This is a genomic window from Winogradskyella jejuensis (genome assembly GCF_900129745.1).
In the GTDB taxonomy this organism is placed as follows: Bacteria; Bacteroidota; Bacteroidia; order Flavobacteriales; family Flavobacteriaceae; genus Winogradskyella; species Winogradskyella jejuensis.
The window spans coordinates 152,230-168,739 of sequence record NZ_FQWS01000002.1; the positions used below are offsets into that span (position 1 = coordinate 152,230).

The window sequence follows — 16,510 nt, forward strand, 5'->3', positions numbered from 1 at the left end:
ATTTAAGAATATTTATTCAGATATGCGATAAAAAATAATACTGTCTGAATTGAAATCCGTTGGTCTAGTATTGCTTCCGGTAAAGTTTATAGCCATTTGCATTTTGTCTTTATCAATCATTCTAAAGATACCTCTCATACGGCCAACTTCTTTGGCTTTCTTTTTATCCCAAATCACAAAGTTTATTTCGTGAGGGTCTTTTTTTGTGTTTATCTTATATTTTAAAGACGCATTTATTCCGCTGTGATTATAGGAAGTGCCACCCATGATTTCTCCACCAAACTCAAACGTGGCATAACGGTCTTTGGTTAATGTTAAATAACCAACATCACCTTTATCTCTTCCTTTCCATTTACCAATGTAGGATTTGTCTTTTTTACCAGAAAAAGAAGTGCAAACAAGAATAGTAAAAAGTAGTATTGTTGTATATTTAAAAAGTTTCAATACCATGGTAGTTGTATTTAATACAATTTTTAAAACGAAATTTTATCACCAACTTTAATTCCCCATTGGTCGGAGAGTCCACCATTAATTTCTAAAACAAATTTAGCAGGGTAGTTTGATGGGAGAGAAGTTTCATCAAAAGGCTTAGCATTTTTTTGAAAACTTACAACAGTACTATCCGCTGAGATGTAAATAATATCTAATGGAATACGTGTGTTTTTCATATAGAAGCTACGAGGCGCTTCATTAGGAAAAATAAATAGCATGCCTTGTAATTCCTCCATACTATCTCTATACATCAAACCTGTTTGCGTTTGGTATTCATCATCAGCAATTTCAATATCAAGGGTTTTTATAACAGAATCGTTACTAGCTTTTTTAAGCTGAAGTGTAGCTTCCTTTTTAAATGAAATGCCTTTGGATATCGATTTGCTTTTAGAGTCAGAGTTGCATCCAATTAGTGCAATACTGGTCAATGCAATACATGAGAGTCTAAAAACTACTTTTTTAAGCATTAGTCTATTTTAGTCTTTGGTTTGTAGATAAACATAAAGTAGAGCCCAATAAGAATAAACGGAATACTTAAAATTTGTCCATTATTTAAAACATTACCAATAGCATCAGACAAATATTCACCGCTTTGCGGCTCTTTGTAATATTCAACAACAAATCTAACAGACCAAAGTAGAACTAAAAAGAGACCAAATAAGAAGCCTTGCTGTTCCGATTTTTTTGTCTTCCAATAGGTGTAAAATAGAATAAAAAACACAACTAAATAAGCAAAACCTTCATAGAGTTGACTGGGATGTCTTGGTGCAGTTTCTCCAAGTTGTTTAAAAACAACACCAAAATCTGTACCTGTATATTTTCCTATGATTTCAGAATTGATAAAATTACCAAAGCGTACAAACATTGCGCCCAAAGCGACAGCCACTACGACGCGGTCTAGAATCCATAATACAGTTTTCTTAAGTACTTTTTTATTGTATAAATACATAGAGATTATCATCGCTATAGCTGCACCATGACTCGCTAAACCTTGGAATCCAGTAAACTCAAATCCACCTTTAAATTTAAAAGGGAGAAAAATGCTAAAGAAATCTTCTGTAATTAAATCTGGTTGGTAAAAAATGACATGCCCCAAACGTGCCCCCAACATAATTCCTAAAACCGAATAGATAAATAATGAATCTAGCGACTCCTCAGATTGATTTTCGTTTTTGTAGATACGTTTTGTAATAAAAAAACCTAGTACGAAGGCAACAATCCACATTACACTATAAAAGTGAAGTTTAAAAAAACCTAAATCAAGATATTTTAAAGGGTCCCAAACAATTTCTAAAGCGAACATATAATTTTCTGTTTATGCTGTAAATATAAGATTTTAGAGACTAAAGAAAATTGAATTTATACTTAATTAAAGGTCTTTTGGTGGAACAGGGTCGTAGCCCTTACCTCCAAAAGGATGACAACTAAAAATCCGTTTGATAGCTAGCCATCCGCCTTTAAAAAAACCATGAACTTCTAAAGCCTCTTTAGCGTAGTGAGAACAGGTTGGTTGGTACCTACAAGTTGCTGGGGTTAATGGTGAAATAAATTTCTGGTAAATCTTAATTAGAAATAGAAAGGGAGCAATCAGAACTTTTTTCATAACAGTTTTAAAAGTCCTTTCCTTTGGAAAGGATTTAGGATAAGCTTTTACTTAACAGAAAATGTTGTCCCATCTCTACCATCTTTCAATGTAATACCAGCTTGGGCTAACTCGTCTCTAATTTGGTCAGACAAAGCAAAGTCTTTGTTAATTCTGGCTTCTTTCCTTAGCTTAATTAATAATTCTACTGCTGCATTGAGTTTGTCTGTTCCTGCATCCGAAGCTTGACTATTTACTAAACCAAGTATATCGAAAGTAAAGGTGTTTAAAGTCGATTTTAATAGCTCTAAATCTTTTTCAGTAATACTCGCTTTATTATCATTTACTTGATTGATGTACTTAACAGCTTCAAACAGGTGAGCTATAAGAATAGGCGTATTAAAATCGTCATTCATAGCATCGTAGCACTTCTGTTTCCATTCAGAAACATCAAAAGAGGACGATTCACTAGTTCTTAGATTTTCAAGATTTCCAAGAGCTTCCATGAGTCTGTTAAACCCTTTTTCAGCAGCTAATAATCCATCATTGGTTAAATCTAAAATACTTCTGTAGGATGCCTGCATCATGAAAAAACGAATAACGCCAGGTGTAAACCCTTTAGACATTTTATCATTTTCTCCTGAAAATAATTCAGCAGGATTTATATAGTTTCCTGTTGATTTACTCATGCGCGCACCATTAAGCTCTAGCATATTGGCATGCATCCAATATTTTACTGGTGTTTTTCCTTTTGCAGCTTGGTTTTGTGCAATTTCACATTCGTGATGAGGAAATTTAAGATCCATTCCGCCACCATGAATGTCAAAAAATTCGCCTAAATATTTTGTGCTCATTGCAGTACACTCTAAGTGCCAGCCAGGGAAACCATCGCTCCAAGGACTTGGCCAACGCATAATATGCGTAGGTTCGGCTTTTTTCCAAAGTGCAAAATCTTGTGGATTTTTCTTATCACTTTGACCATCTAAAGTTCTGGTATTGTGTATAAGGTCTTCGAGCTTACGTTTACTTAAAATACCATACTCGTTAGATTCATTGTATTTATGGACATCAAAATAAACTGAACCATTGACCACGTATGCAAATCCATTATCTATTATGGTCTGAATAAGTTCTATCTGTTCTATAATATGACCCGTTGCTGTAGGCTCTATACTAGGTGATAGAAAATTAAGCGTTCGTAAAACATTATGAAAGTCAACAGTATAGCGTTGTACAACCTCCATTGGTTCAATTTCTTCTACACGGGCTTTTTTTGTGATTTTATCTTCACCTAAATCGGCATCATTTTCTAAGTGCCCAGCATCTGTAATATTTCGCACATAACGTACTTTGTAACCCAGATGTTTTAGGTATCTAAATATCATGTCAAAAGACATAAACGTCCTTACGTTACCCAAATGCACATTGCTGTAAACTGTAGGTCCACACACATACATGCCAACATAGCCTTTGGTTATGGGCTGAAAAACTTCTTTTTCCCCAGAAAGGGAATTGTAAATCTTTATCTGTTGATTTTCGTAAAGATGCATGTCCTTTAAGTTATGAATTTAAAACGATGAAAACTAAAATGAGATTTAGAATTCAGTGTCTAATTTAATATAATCTAGGAATTCTCGACGTGTTTCTTTTGTTTTGAATTTTCCACCAAATTCTGAAGTCACAGTGCTACTAGCAATATCTCTAATACCACGAGAGTTTACACAAAGGTGCTTTGCGTCTATAACACAAGCAACATCTTTAGTGCCTAAAACGTCTTGAAGTTCTTTTACGATTTGGATAGTTAAACGTTCCTGTACTTGAGGGCGTTTAGCATAGTAATCTACGATACGGTTCATTTTTGATAATCCAACAACGCTACCATTAGATATATATGCTACATGCGCTTTACCAACTATAGGGAGTAGGTGATGCTCACAAGTAGAATATACCGTAATGTTTTTTTCCACTAACATTTCGCCGTACTTATACTTGTTGTCAAAAGTTGACGCACTTGGTTTATTATCTGGATGTAGGCCAGCAAAAATTTCGTTGACAAACATTTTTGCAACGCGGTTAGGCGTGCCTTTAAGACTATCGTCTGTAAGGTCTAGTCCAAGAGTTTCCATAATGTGTTTAACGTCTGCTTTTATGCTGTCAATCTTTTCAGAATTACTTAATGTAAAAGCATCGTCTCTAAGAGGTGTTTCACTCGAAGAACTTACATGATCATCGCCAATGGCATCGATATCAAAATCGTTTTCTATTTTCATTTATATGGTGTGTAAAATGAGAGTGCAAAGATAACTAAATAAAATAGTATAAATAGGTTAGGGTTTTCTTAAATATAGCTGTTATATAAGTAAATACCGTTTTGTAGCGTTAACTTGTTAGCAATACTGGAGGTATTCGCTGCAATTTCATTAACTTTATAGACTTAATTTTGTTGTCAATGCCAAATAAAAATATATTCCTACTGCTGTTTTTAAGTTTATCTTATTTGTCCTTTGGACAATTTAGCGTACCTGGAGGTATTACTTGTAATCAAGCTGCTCCGATTTGTTCGGATAATTCTGGAACTTATGTTTTTGAAAATAATACAGATAACACTACAAATATTAACATGCAGGTGGGCTGCTTAGGAGATGCTCCTAGACCATCGTGGTTCTTTTTACAAGTTGACCAAACAGGAGATTTAGCTTTTACTATAAATCAGTGGCAGGATAATAATAATGACGGAATTAATAACGACGGACCTGGTACAGGTATCGACGTAGATTTTATAGCTTGGGGACCATTTGCTTCGGATACAGGCAATTGCAATAATATTAACATCAATTGTCCAGGATGTCCTGATAATACAGCAAATCCAACATTTTATCCAAATGATTTAGATAATTCCAACATCATAGATTGTAGCTGGTCTCCACAACCAACAGAAACCTTAACTATAAATGGTGCGCAATCTGGAGAGTTCTATTTACTATTAATCGCTAATTATGGTAATGGGCCTGGTAATCCTGGTGTGCCAGGAGCAATAGAAATAGTACAAACAAATTTTGGAACTCCTGGAGGTGGTTCGACAGATTGTAGCATTATAGATATCAATGGAATATTGGGTCCAGATCAGAATATTTGTGACATGTCTTCAATTCCCTTAGATGCTAATCCTAGTAGTGACCCTACTTTTGTTGATTATGCGTGGGAATTTAATGATGGAACAGGTTTTGCCCCAATTCCGGGAACAGATGGTTTATCCTCTATTTCTGTTTCTAATGCGGGAGAATATCAGGTGACAATAACTGATAATCTTGGTGGCTCTGATACAGATGTTATTGAAATTACAGTTACAGCTTTACCAACTGTTAATACAGTTGATAATCAGTTTATTTGTGATGCCAATAACGATGGTTTTTTCGATTTTGATTTTACTATTTTGGATGCTACAATTATTGGTGCTCAAACAAATGTTGATGTTACTTATCATAACTCAATGAATGATGCAATGAATGGTGTGAATCCTATAATGGGGCTTTATACTAATGCTACAGCTTACACCGCAGAGCCTATTTTTATAAGAGTTGAGAATACAATAAATAGAGATTGTGCTAGTACCGGAAGTTTCGATATTAATGTTTTTAATAGTCCTGCTGCTAATCCAGTTGATAACCAATTAATTTGTGACGATAACAACGACGGTTTTTGGGATTTTGATTTAGATGCCTTGCGTCCAATAGTACTAGGAACACAAGACCCAATGGTATACGGGGTTTCATTTCATCTAGACCCGTTGGATGCAAATACAAGCTCTACTACAAATCCTTTGCCAAATACATTTACAAATTTGGTCGCTTACGATGAAGATACAATATGGGTAAGAATAGAAAATATCACAAGTGCTGATGCAAATGCTTGTTTTGAGGTTATAAGCTTTGATATAGATGTTTTTAACCAACCAGCAGCAGAAACTATAGCTCCACAACTAATATGTGATGACAATAATGATGGTTTCTGGGATTTTGATTTAGATGCTTTAAGGTCAATTGCTTTAGGTACGCAAGACCCGCTTCAGTTTGAAGTTTCATTTCATCTAGACCCTTCAGATTCAAATACAAGCTCTACAACTAATCCATTGCCTAACACATTTACAAATCTTGTAGCTTATCAAGATGATATCATTTATGTGAGAGTAGAAAACGTAGATAATAGAGAGTGTTATGATATTTCGCAATTCCTTATTGATGTCTTTGAACAACCAACACCTTCGACTTACACCTATGAATTATGCGATGACAGTACAGATGGAGATGATACTAACGGGTTTGTTGATTTTCCTTTAACTCCAACTGATATTGATAGTTTTGTATTGAATGGTCAAGACCCAACACAATTTACGGTGACGTATCATTTAAATCAAAATGATGCAGATAACAATGTAGGAGCAATCACTAACTTATATACAGACGACGCTCAAATTATTGCCCGTGTGGAGAATAACGATAATACTGATTGTTATGAAACCGTTGAAGTAAATTTAGAAGTTAACGCACTTCCTGTAATTACTAACATGGTAGAATTATTACAATGTGACGATGATACAGATGGGATATCAAACTTTAATTTAACCGAGGCAGAAGTTTTAATTTCTACAAATTTTGCAAACGAAACATTTACTTATCATATAAATCCTGCTGATGCGGTTAGTGGAGCTAATGCTATTATAAACCCAACAGCTTACGCCAATACAGACCCATCTTCTAACCCAGATATTTTATTTGTTAGGGTAGAAAACAATGATACTTGTTTTAGAGTAGCGCAGTTAGACTTATTTGTATCTGCAACTCAGATTCCAGCAAACATTGAAATTTTATATGAAGAATGCGATGTGGTTGATGTAGCAGATGCAGATATTACAAACGGTATCACAACTTTTGATTTTAGTGATGCTGAAGCGCAAATTAGAGCTCAGGCTGGACTACCAACAGGTCAAAACTTAACCTTTACATTTTATGAATCTGAAGCTGATGCTCTGGCAGAGCTTAATGCTATTCCAGATATCTCAAATCATAGAAATGATGCTTCACCATTTGAACAAGAAATTTATGTAAGAGTAGACAGCGATGTAGATAATGCCTGTGTTGGTTTAGGACTGCACGTGCGTTTACGAACCATAAATCCAACACCAAATCTAAATCCAGATCCAATCATTCTTTGTGATGATGTTACAGTAGGTGATTTATCAGAAGAATTTGATCTTACTATTAGAGAGGCTTTTATATTCAATGGAGATACAAATGTAAATGCAACCTATCATACTACTTTTGCCGGTGCAAATGCGAATGATAATTCTATTCCGTCTCCTACAACTTATAATAATACAAACCCATCAGAAACCATTTTTGTAAGAGTAACAAACACTACCACAACTTGCTATGCAATTGTAGAGTTAAATATTCAAGTTAACCCTTTACCAGATGATAGTGCAGTAGTTACAGATTTTTTTGAATGCGAAAACAATACCGACTTTGTTTTTGGTTTTGATTTAGAATCTAAAACAGATGAAATACTAAATGGTCAAGACCCTATGGAATTTACGGTGACTTATCATGAGACGCAATTAGATGCAGACAACCTAACAAACCCATTAGCTAGTCCTTACGAAAATACAATAAGTAATCCTCAGCCGATTTTTGTAGCGATAACAAATAACACAACAGGTTGTTCAATTAGTACTATTAGTTTTAATATTGATGTTCAAGAAGGCGCAGATGCTACAGATATTTTATATGAAGAATGCGATGTTGTTGGAGATAATGATGGCTTCACTCAATTTGATTTAGCATCGGTAGAAGCAGAAGTGCTTAACGGTCAAGACCCAACGGCATTCAGTATTGATTTTTACGATAATTTTGATGATGCATTTAACAATAATTTGCCAGAGAGATTACCACTATTATATGAAAATTTAACGGTGAATACTCAGGTTATCTATGCTCGCGTTAGTAATAATATTAGACCAGATGAGTGTTTTGATATTGCAGAAGTCACACTTCAAGTTAATTTACTCCCAATATTTGATTTAGAAGAAGAATACATATTATGTTTATCCAGTAATGATGAGGCCACAGTAGATGTGCCTCCTGTTTTAGATACAGGTTTATCAGATACAGATTATGCATTTGAGTGGAGTCTTGATGGTATTGTATTGCCAACAGAAACAGGTTCTAGTTTAATTCCCACACAAGGCGGAGTTTATGATGTTGTAGTTACAGATATCGCTACATCTACGGTTACAATGTGTCAAAATTTTGATTCTGCATTGGTTATTGAAAGTGGACTTCCAGATACTTTTGATCTTGAGGTCACTTCACAAGCTTTTACAGGTAATAATATGATTATTGCTACTGCAACAGGTAACAGTACTTATGAATTTAGTCTAGATAATGGTCCTTGGGAATTAGTTGGTGAATTTGAAAATGTTACAGGAGGCGAGCATACGGTCTACGTCAGAGACGTTAACGGTTGTGGTATTTTGTCAAGAGATATTACAGTTATAGATTATCCAAAATTCTTCACACCAAATGGTGATGGAAATAATGATACTTGGACTATTAAAGGGATAAATACACAGCCTACAGCGGTTATTTATATATATGATCGTTACGGAAAACTTTTAAAACAACTAAGTCCTACAAGTCCAGGATGGGATGGAACATTTAATGGTAACCGAATGCCAAGCAGCGATTATTGGTTTACTCTAGAATATACAGAACCAACAAATAATGAAACTAGAACTTTTAGTGCGCACTTTGCACTTAAACGTTGATAAAATTTCAAATTATGATTATCGAAAAAAGCCTTTGAAAACATTCAAAGGCTTTTTTAGTTTAAAGGCTAGGAATTTCTCAAGTCTACCTGTTATATACTTAAATATATCATTATATCGATAAGCATGTGGATTTGGCTATATGTTTGTTAAAATTTTATTAAATTCCAAGATTATTTAAGAACTCGCTATGATTAAGAGAATTTTACTGCTGCTTTTTGTTTGTATAGGACTCAGCATTTACGGACAATCTCAAAAGCAGATTTTGCCTTTAGCTAAATATGGAGATAATTTAAGTCACCCTTTAACTGCCAAAGAACGTTCCTTTATTGATGAGGTTTATGGAGAGTATGCTAATAAATTTGTTTATGAAAATGCTCATAGACTCAAAGCAATTAAACATATTCTCAGAAATAGAGTGGTAATTGAAAATGTAAGTTCATCTAAGATAGAGAAAGAGTATACTGAATTATCAAATGTTCCATTACAAACAGGTTTTGTCTCTAATCTAAAAAGAGATAAAGTTTTTAATCCTAAAACTTTCAATCCATTAAAATTCAACTTTGAATTTTACGGTACCAATAGTGTAATTTATCATGTTGATGATACAAACTATTATATCGTAATAAAGTCTCAGTACCTATAAATTCAATAGTATGAAGAATATAATTACCCTCTTTTTTGTATTTAATTCATTTATAATATTCAGTCAAGATTTAATTATGCAACCTGGTACATTTAATCAATGTACAGGAACATTCTTTGATAGTGGTGGCGGTACAGGAAATTACTCGAGTAATGAAGATATTATTATAACAATTTGTCCTGACACACCAGGAGATTTGGTAAGGTTGAACTTTACAGCTTTTAATACTGAAGATGGTGTGGACATCATGACTATTTTTAATGGTGATGATGAAACAGCCCCTCCATTTGGGGATTTTACTGGTACTACAAGCCCAAATACTGTTCAAGCTACTCAAGACAATACAACGGGTTGTATAACTGTTCAATTTGTTTCTAATGGATTTGGAAATACAACGGGTTGGGCTGCTGATATATCGTGTATTACTAATTGTCAAATAATAAACTCGCAAATTGACACTGCTTCTCCTTCTCCTAATGGAGACGGTTATATAAGAGTTTGTCCAAACGAAGAGATTACATTAACAGGTAGTGCTACGTTTTCAGATGACGGGACTGGAGCAACATATCAATGGGATTTGGGAGATGGCAATACCATAGATGGTACCACAGCGACTTTTTCTTACCCAGACCCAGGCGTTTATATCGTTAATCTCAACGTAAGAGATGCAAATACAGATATAGATCCTTTGGGTTGTCAAAACAATAATCTTATCAACCAAGTTATACAGGTTAGTAATGAACCAGATTTTACAGGTACTGAAGCTGCACAAACTCAAATATGTATAGGTGAGTCTACAACAATAACTGGACAAGTAGTGGGTGTTTTGCAACCAGACAGCTGTACACCACCATTTGATAATAATGTCGATTTACCAGATGGGAGTGGTGATGTATATCAGACCGAAACTATAGTTGATTGTTTTGATTCTTCTGCTGTTCTTACTGATGCTTCAGAGATTTTAAACATTTGTATTAATATGGAGCATTCATATGTTGGTGATTTAGATATAACTATAGTTTCTCCAAATGGCCAGGAAGCAGATTTATTTCAAAGCAGTCTTGCATTTGGAGAGTCAGTTGGAGAGTCAAATGGAGCTGATGATGGTGTTCCAGGGGTCGGTAGTGACTACTGTTTTTCTATGGGGGCGGCTGTTCCTCTTACTGCCGCACCTATAATAACTGCTGGGAGTCCACCTGTAAATACATTTCAACCAGGAACTTATTTGCCTGTAGAGAGTTTTGCTAATTTAGTAGGAAGCCCATTAAATGGTACATGGATAATTAGGGTAACTGATAATTTTTCTCAAGATGATGGTACAATTTTTTCTTGGGATATTGAGTTTGATCCAAGTATTGTTCCGCCTGAGCTATCATTTACACCAGTAATTGTCTCAGAGTCTTGGGATACAGACCCATCTATTACAAATACAACTGGTAATACTATAACAGTTGAGCCTGCTACTTTAGGGCAGCATTGTTATACCTACAGAGCAGTTAATGATTTTGGTTGTGAGTATACTGAAGAGGTTTGTATAGATGTAGTTGATTTAGATAATCCTAGCTTTACGGTAACTCCTGCTTGTGGTGGAGGTACTGCAAGTATAACTGGTGACCCAGGAGGAACTTTTGCTTTAAATCCAGTACCAACTGATGGTGCTGTAATTAATCCTACAACTGGAGAGGTTACTGGTGGAGGATCTGCCGTTACCTATACTGTGGAGTATACCACAGCAGGAATTTGTCCACAAACAAGTACACAAAATTTAACAACTCTTGTGTCCGATGTAGACCCAAGTTTTACAATAGCACCAACATGTGATGGTGGAACAGTAACTATAACAGGAGATACAGGTGGTGTTTTTACTTTTAATCCAGTACCAACAGATGGCGCTACAATTGATGCTGCTACTGGAGAAGTAACTAATGGAATTTCTGGGACTACTTATACTGTAGAGTATACAACTTCTGGAACATGTATATTAAGTTCAACTCAGGATGTTACTGTAATTATAGCTGACGATTCAAGTTTTACAGTAACACCAACTTGTGATGGAGGTACAGCAACAATTACTGGTGCTACAGGAGGAACCTTTGCTTTTAACCCTATGCCAACAGATGGTGCGGTAATTGATACAGTCACAGGTGAAGTTACTAATGGTTTGTCAGGTTCCACATATACGATTGAATACACAACTTCAGGTACTTGTCCAACCGTAGGTACAGAGAATTTAACGGTGGCGATACAAGATGATGCAAGTTTTACAATGACGCCGACTTGTGATGGTGGTACTGCAACAATTACAGGCGATGCAGGAGGAACATTTTCTTTTAATCCTATACCTACTGACGGTGCAGTAATTGATGCATCCTCAGGGGAAGTCACTAACGGCACATCAGCTACAACATACACAATAGAATATACGACTTCAGGAACTTGTCCAGATACATCTACACAAGATGTGACGGTTCTTACAGCAGATAATCCGAGTTTTACTATAACGGCCACTTGCGATGGTGGTACTGCATCTATTACTGGTGATGCAGGAGGAACATTTGCTTTTAATCCAGTACCTACTGATGGAGCATTAATAGATACAGTTACAGGTGAAGTGACTAACGGTACATCAGCGACAACTTATACAATAGAATATACAACTGCAGGAACTTGCCTTCAATCTTCAACACAAGATGTTACTGTACTTACGGCTGACGACCCAAGTTTTACGGTGACACCAACCTGTGATGGCGGTACCGCAACAATAACAGGAGATATTGGCGGAATATTTGCTTTTAATCCTGTGCCAACTGATGGCGCAGTTATAGATTCAGCTACTGGTGAAGTTACTAATGGTGTCTCAGCAACAACATACACTATAGAATATACAACTGTGGGTACTTGTCCGCAAACGCAAGCTCAAAATCTTACAGTAATTACTGCTGATGATTCTAGCTTTACAATGACGCCAACTTGTGATGGAGGAGTAGCAACTATTACGGGAGCTGCTGGTGGAACTTTCTCTTTAAATCCTGTCCCAACAGATGGCGCAGTCATTGATGCAGTTACAGGAGACGTGACAGGTGGTACGTTTGGTACTACTTATACAGTGCAATATCTAACGGCTGGTACTTGTCCTACGATGACCACACAAAATTTGACTGTTTTAACTCAAGATGATGCAAGTTTTACGGTTGCCGCAACTTGTGATGGTGGTGTAGTAACTATTACTGGTGATACCGGAGGAACATTTGCTTTTAATCCGCTACCAACAGATGGTGCAGTAATTAATTCCACAACAGGAGAAGTCACCAATGGTACTTCAGCTACAACGTATACTATAGAGTATACAACTGCAGGTGCATGTCCTGATACATCAACACAAGATATAACAGTTCTAACAGCTGACGACCCAACCTTTACAGTAACACCGACTTGTGATGGTGGTACGGCAACTATTACTGGTGATACAGGAGGAACTTTTGCTTTTAATCCACTACCTACAGATGGTGCTGTAATAGATGCTGCAACCGGTGAAGTTACTAATGCTACTTCAGCGACAACTTATACTATAGAATATACTACAGCAGGAACTTGCTTTCAAGCTTCGACTCAAAATCTCACTGTGATTACGGCAGATGACGCAAGCTTTACAGTGAGTCCAACTTGTGACGGTGGTGTCGTTACCATTACGGGATTAGCAGGCGGGATATTTACTTTCAATGTTCCACCGACTGATGGGGCAATTATTGATACAAGTACTGGCGAGGTTACAAACGGTACACCAGGCGAAACTTATGCTATAGAATACTCAGTTTCGGATATTTGTCCTAATAGTAGTGTAGTAACATTTACGGCTAATCCATTACCAGACGATAGTGCAGTAGTTACAGATTTCTTTGAATGTGAGAATAACACTGATTTTCTTTTTGATTTTGATTTAGAATCCAAAACTGACGAAATCCTTAATGGGCAAAACCCAATGGATTTTACGGTTACTTATCATGAAAATCAGTTAGATGCAGATAATTTGGCAAATCCTATTACTGGTCTTTATGAAAATATGATGAATCCTCAGACTATTTATGTAGCTATCACAAATAATGCTACAGGTTGTTCAGTGAGTACAATTAGCTTTAATATCGAGGTTCAAGAAGGAGCAAATCCAGTAGATGATTTTTATGAAGAGTGTGATGTTGTAGGAGATAATGATGGTTCTACCCAATTTGACTTAGCATCAAGGTCGCCCATAATTTTAAATGGTCAAGACCCAACGGAGTTTAGTATAAGTTATCATTTTAGTTTTAATGATGCTTTTGATAATGAAGACCCATTACCTCTCTTATACGAGAACTTAACAAATCCGCAAACTATTTATGCACGTGTAAGTAGTAATATTAGACCTGATGAGTGTTTTGTAGTTGCTGAATTAACCCTTCAAACTAACTTATTACCAATATTCGATTTAGATGATGAGTATATATTATGTCTAACGAGTAATAATGAGGCTGTAGTGCCTATTCCACCTGTTTTAGATACTGGATTATCAGATGCAGATTATACGTTTGAGTGGAGTCTAAACGGAACAGTATTACCAACAGAAACAGGTTCTAGTTTAACACCAACACAAGGAGGAACTTATGATGTCGTGGTGACTGATATAAGTACATCTTCAGTTACGATGTGCCAAAATTTTGATTCTGCAGAAGTTATTGAAAGTGGAATACCAGATGGATTTGATGTTAATGTTACTTCACTAGCTTTTACAAGTAATAATATGATTATTGCTACAGCAACAGGTAATAGCACGTATGAATTTAGTCTAGACAATGGTCCATGGGAATTGGTTGGTGAATTTGAGAATGTTACTGGTGGAGAGCATACCGTTTATGTTAGAGACGTCAACGGTTGTGGTATTTTATCGAGAGATATCACAGTTATAGATTATCCAAAATTCTTTACGCCAAATGGAGATGGAAATAATGATACTTGGACCGTAAAAGGCATTGATACACAGCCTACTGCTGTAATTTATATTCACGACCGTTATGGCAAGTTGCTAAAACAATTAAGTCCTACAAGTCCAGGTTGGGATGGAACATATAATGGTAATCTAATGCCGAGTAGCGATTATTGGTTTACTCTACAGTATAGCGAGCCCACAACTGGAGAAATGAAATCATTCAGTGCGCATTTTGCTTTAAAACGATAAGTTATAATTAATAACTAAAAAAGGCTTAGAATTTCTACTCTAAGCCTTTTTTTATTTTGTTAAATGAAGTTTTTAACCATTCATTGAGATTAAAAACTCTTCATTATTACGTGTTTGTTTAAATCTATCATTGATAAACTCCATAGCTTCAACAGGGTTCATATCTGCAAGATACTTGCGCATCACCCACATACGTTGAATCGTTGTTTCATCTAATAATAAATCATCACGACGTGTACTAGACGACGTTAAATCAATTGCTGGGAAAATACGACGGTTAGCAATCTTACGATCTAACTGAAGCTCCATATTACCAGTACCTTTGAATTCTTCAAAAATAACTTCATCCATTTTTGATCCTGTTTCTGTTAATGCTGTAGCAATGATAGTCAAAGAACCACCATTTTCAATATTACGCGCAGCACCAAAGAAACGCTTTGGTTTATGAAGAGCATTGGCATCTACACCACCAGATAAAATTTTACCAGAAGCTGGTTGTACCGTATTGTATGCTCTCGCTAGACGTGTTATTGAGTCAAGTAAGATAACCACATCATGTCCACATTCTACCAGACGTTTTGCTTTTTCTAAAACAATATTTGCAATTTTTACATGCTCATGCGCTTCTTTATCGAATGTTGAAGCAATAACTTCACCACGAACATTACGTTGCATATCTGTAACTTCTTCAGGACGTTCATCAATTAATAAAATCATTTGATAAACTTCTGGATGGTTTGCAGCAATAGCGTTGGCAACATCCTTCAATAACATGGTTTTACCCGTTTTAGGTTGCGATACAATCATACCACGTTGTCCTTTACCAATTGGTGAGAACAAGTCCATAATACGCGTAGAAATGGTGCTTTGCTTTTCGGCAATATTAAATTTTTCTTTTGGGAAAAGTGGTGTTAAGTGCTCAAAAGCAACGCGGTCTCTTACAACCTGTGGACTTTGACCATTAATCTTACTGACTTTAATTAAAGGGAAATATTTTTCGCCTTCTTTTGGAGGGCGAACATGTCCTAAAACGGTATCACCAGTTTTTAACCCAAATAAACGAATTTGAGACTGAGATACATAGATATCATCAGGTGAGGTTAAATAATTATAATCCGAAGATCTTAAAAAACCATAGCCGTCTTGCATAATGTCTAAGACACCTTCACTTTCTATAATTGCATCAAACTCAAAATCTGGCTCACGGTAACGGTTTCTGTTATCCTTATTACCGTTGTTTTTCTGATTCTGGTTTTGATTTTTGTTATGACTTCCCTTATTGTGGCTATTGTCTTTACCACGCTTATTATCGTTTTTTTGATTCTGGTTACGACGATTATCATCCTTATTTTGAGAATGCTTTTGGTCATTTCTAGAATCTTTAGAATGCTGCTGTTTTTGAGGCGCTTCCTTTTTTTCTTTGTCTTCAGCAAAGTCAATAGTTTTTTGTTCTTCTTTGTTTTGCTGAGGTTTTTGCACGCGCTCTCTTTTTTGGCGTTGTTGTCCCTGATTTTGCGTGTTGTCTTTTGATGAAGAATTATCTTCTTTAGCGACTGCCTTTACTGCACTAGGATTTGCAGCCTGATAATCTAAGATTTGATAAACTAAATCTAATTTTTTTAGAGAACGGTACTTTGGAACTTTTAGTTGTTTAGCAATTTCCTGTAATTCAGGCAGTTTTTTTGCTTTTAACTGTGAAATTTCGAACATTAGTATGTGTGTAAAGTATTATAGTATAAGGTTTGATTAATTAAAATT

Annotated in this window: 10 protein-coding genes; 3 read left to right on the forward strand and 7 right to left on the reverse strand. The window is 35.7% G+C overall.

Translation table 11 applies throughout. The features are described from left to right. Positions 1-12: 12 nt before the first annotated feature. The 6 genes from BUB95_RS08475 to folE form a co-directional block, all read right to left on the reverse strand. Entirely contained in the window at positions 13-450 is a 438-nt protein-coding gene (locus BUB95_RS08475) for a hypothetical protein (RefSeq protein ID WP_073085481.1), read from the reverse strand. 23 nt (positions 451-473) lie between these two features. Next, positions 474-959: a DUF192 domain-containing protein gene (locus tag BUB95_RS08480; RefSeq protein WP_073085483.1), complete on the reverse strand. Its 486-nt coding sequence runs from the start codon at positions 957-959 to the stop codon at positions 474-476. Continuing rightward, the gene (gene lgt, locus BUB95_RS08485; RefSeq protein WP_073085485.1) at positions 959-1,795 is read right to left on the reverse strand and encodes a prolipoprotein diacylglyceryl transferase; all 837 of its coding nucleotides are present in this window, start codon (positions 1,793-1,795) and stop codon (positions 959-961) included. Before lgt ends, BUB95_RS08480 begins: the two co-directional genes overlap by 1 nt. Positions 1,796-1,861: 66 nt before the next feature. Beyond that, on the reverse strand, positions 1,862-2,095 hold the full coding sequence (gene yidD, locus BUB95_RS08490) for a membrane protein insertion efficiency factor YidD (RefSeq protein ID WP_073085487.1): 234 nt from the start codon (positions 2,093-2,095) through the stop codon (positions 1,862-1,864). 47 nt (positions 2,096-2,142) lie between these two features. After that, complete coding sequence (gene cysS, locus BUB95_RS08495; RefSeq protein ID WP_073085489.1) at positions 2,143-3,624, reverse strand: cysteine--tRNA ligase; 1,482 nt, start codon at positions 3,622-3,624, stop codon at positions 2,143-2,145. A 45-nt stretch (positions 3,625-3,669) separates the two neighbouring features. Then, entirely contained in the window at positions 3,670-4,344 is a 675-nt protein-coding gene (folE, locus tag BUB95_RS08500; protein ID WP_073085491.1) for a GTP cyclohydrolase I FolE, read from the reverse strand. Between the two features lie 179 nt (positions 4,345-4,523). On the opposite strand from folE, the gene BUB95_RS08505 reads away from it, so the two are divergent. The 3 genes from BUB95_RS08505 to BUB95_RS08515 all read left to right on the forward strand — a co-directional run bounded on the left by BUB95_RS08505 (position 4,524) and on the right by BUB95_RS08515 (position 14,752). Further along, positions 4,524-8,897: a T9SS type B sorting domain-containing protein gene (locus tag BUB95_RS08505; protein WP_073085493.1), complete on the forward strand. Its 4,374-nt coding sequence runs from the start codon at positions 4,524-4,526 to the stop codon at positions 8,895-8,897. Between the two features lie 190 nt (positions 8,898-9,087). Beyond that, positions 9,088-9,543 (forward strand): hypothetical protein, encoded by a 456-nt coding sequence (locus BUB95_RS08510; RefSeq protein WP_073085495.1) that lies wholly within the window; start codon positions 9,088-9,090, stop codon positions 9,541-9,543. A 10-nt stretch (positions 9,544-9,553) separates the two neighbouring features. Beyond that, positions 9,554-14,752, forward strand: coding sequence for a T9SS type B sorting domain-containing protein (locus BUB95_RS08515; RefSeq protein ID WP_083573354.1), 5,199 nt, complete (start codon positions 9,554-9,556; stop codon positions 14,750-14,752). Positions 14,753-14,824: 72 nt separating this feature from the next. Here BUB95_RS08515 and rho read toward each other — a convergent pair whose 3' ends face one another. Then, positions 14,825-16,462, reverse strand: a complete 1,638-nt coding sequence (gene rho / locus BUB95_RS08520; RefSeq protein WP_073085499.1) for a transcription termination factor Rho — start codon at positions 16,460-16,462, stop codon at positions 14,825-14,827. Positions 16,463-16,510: the final 48 nt, after the last annotated feature.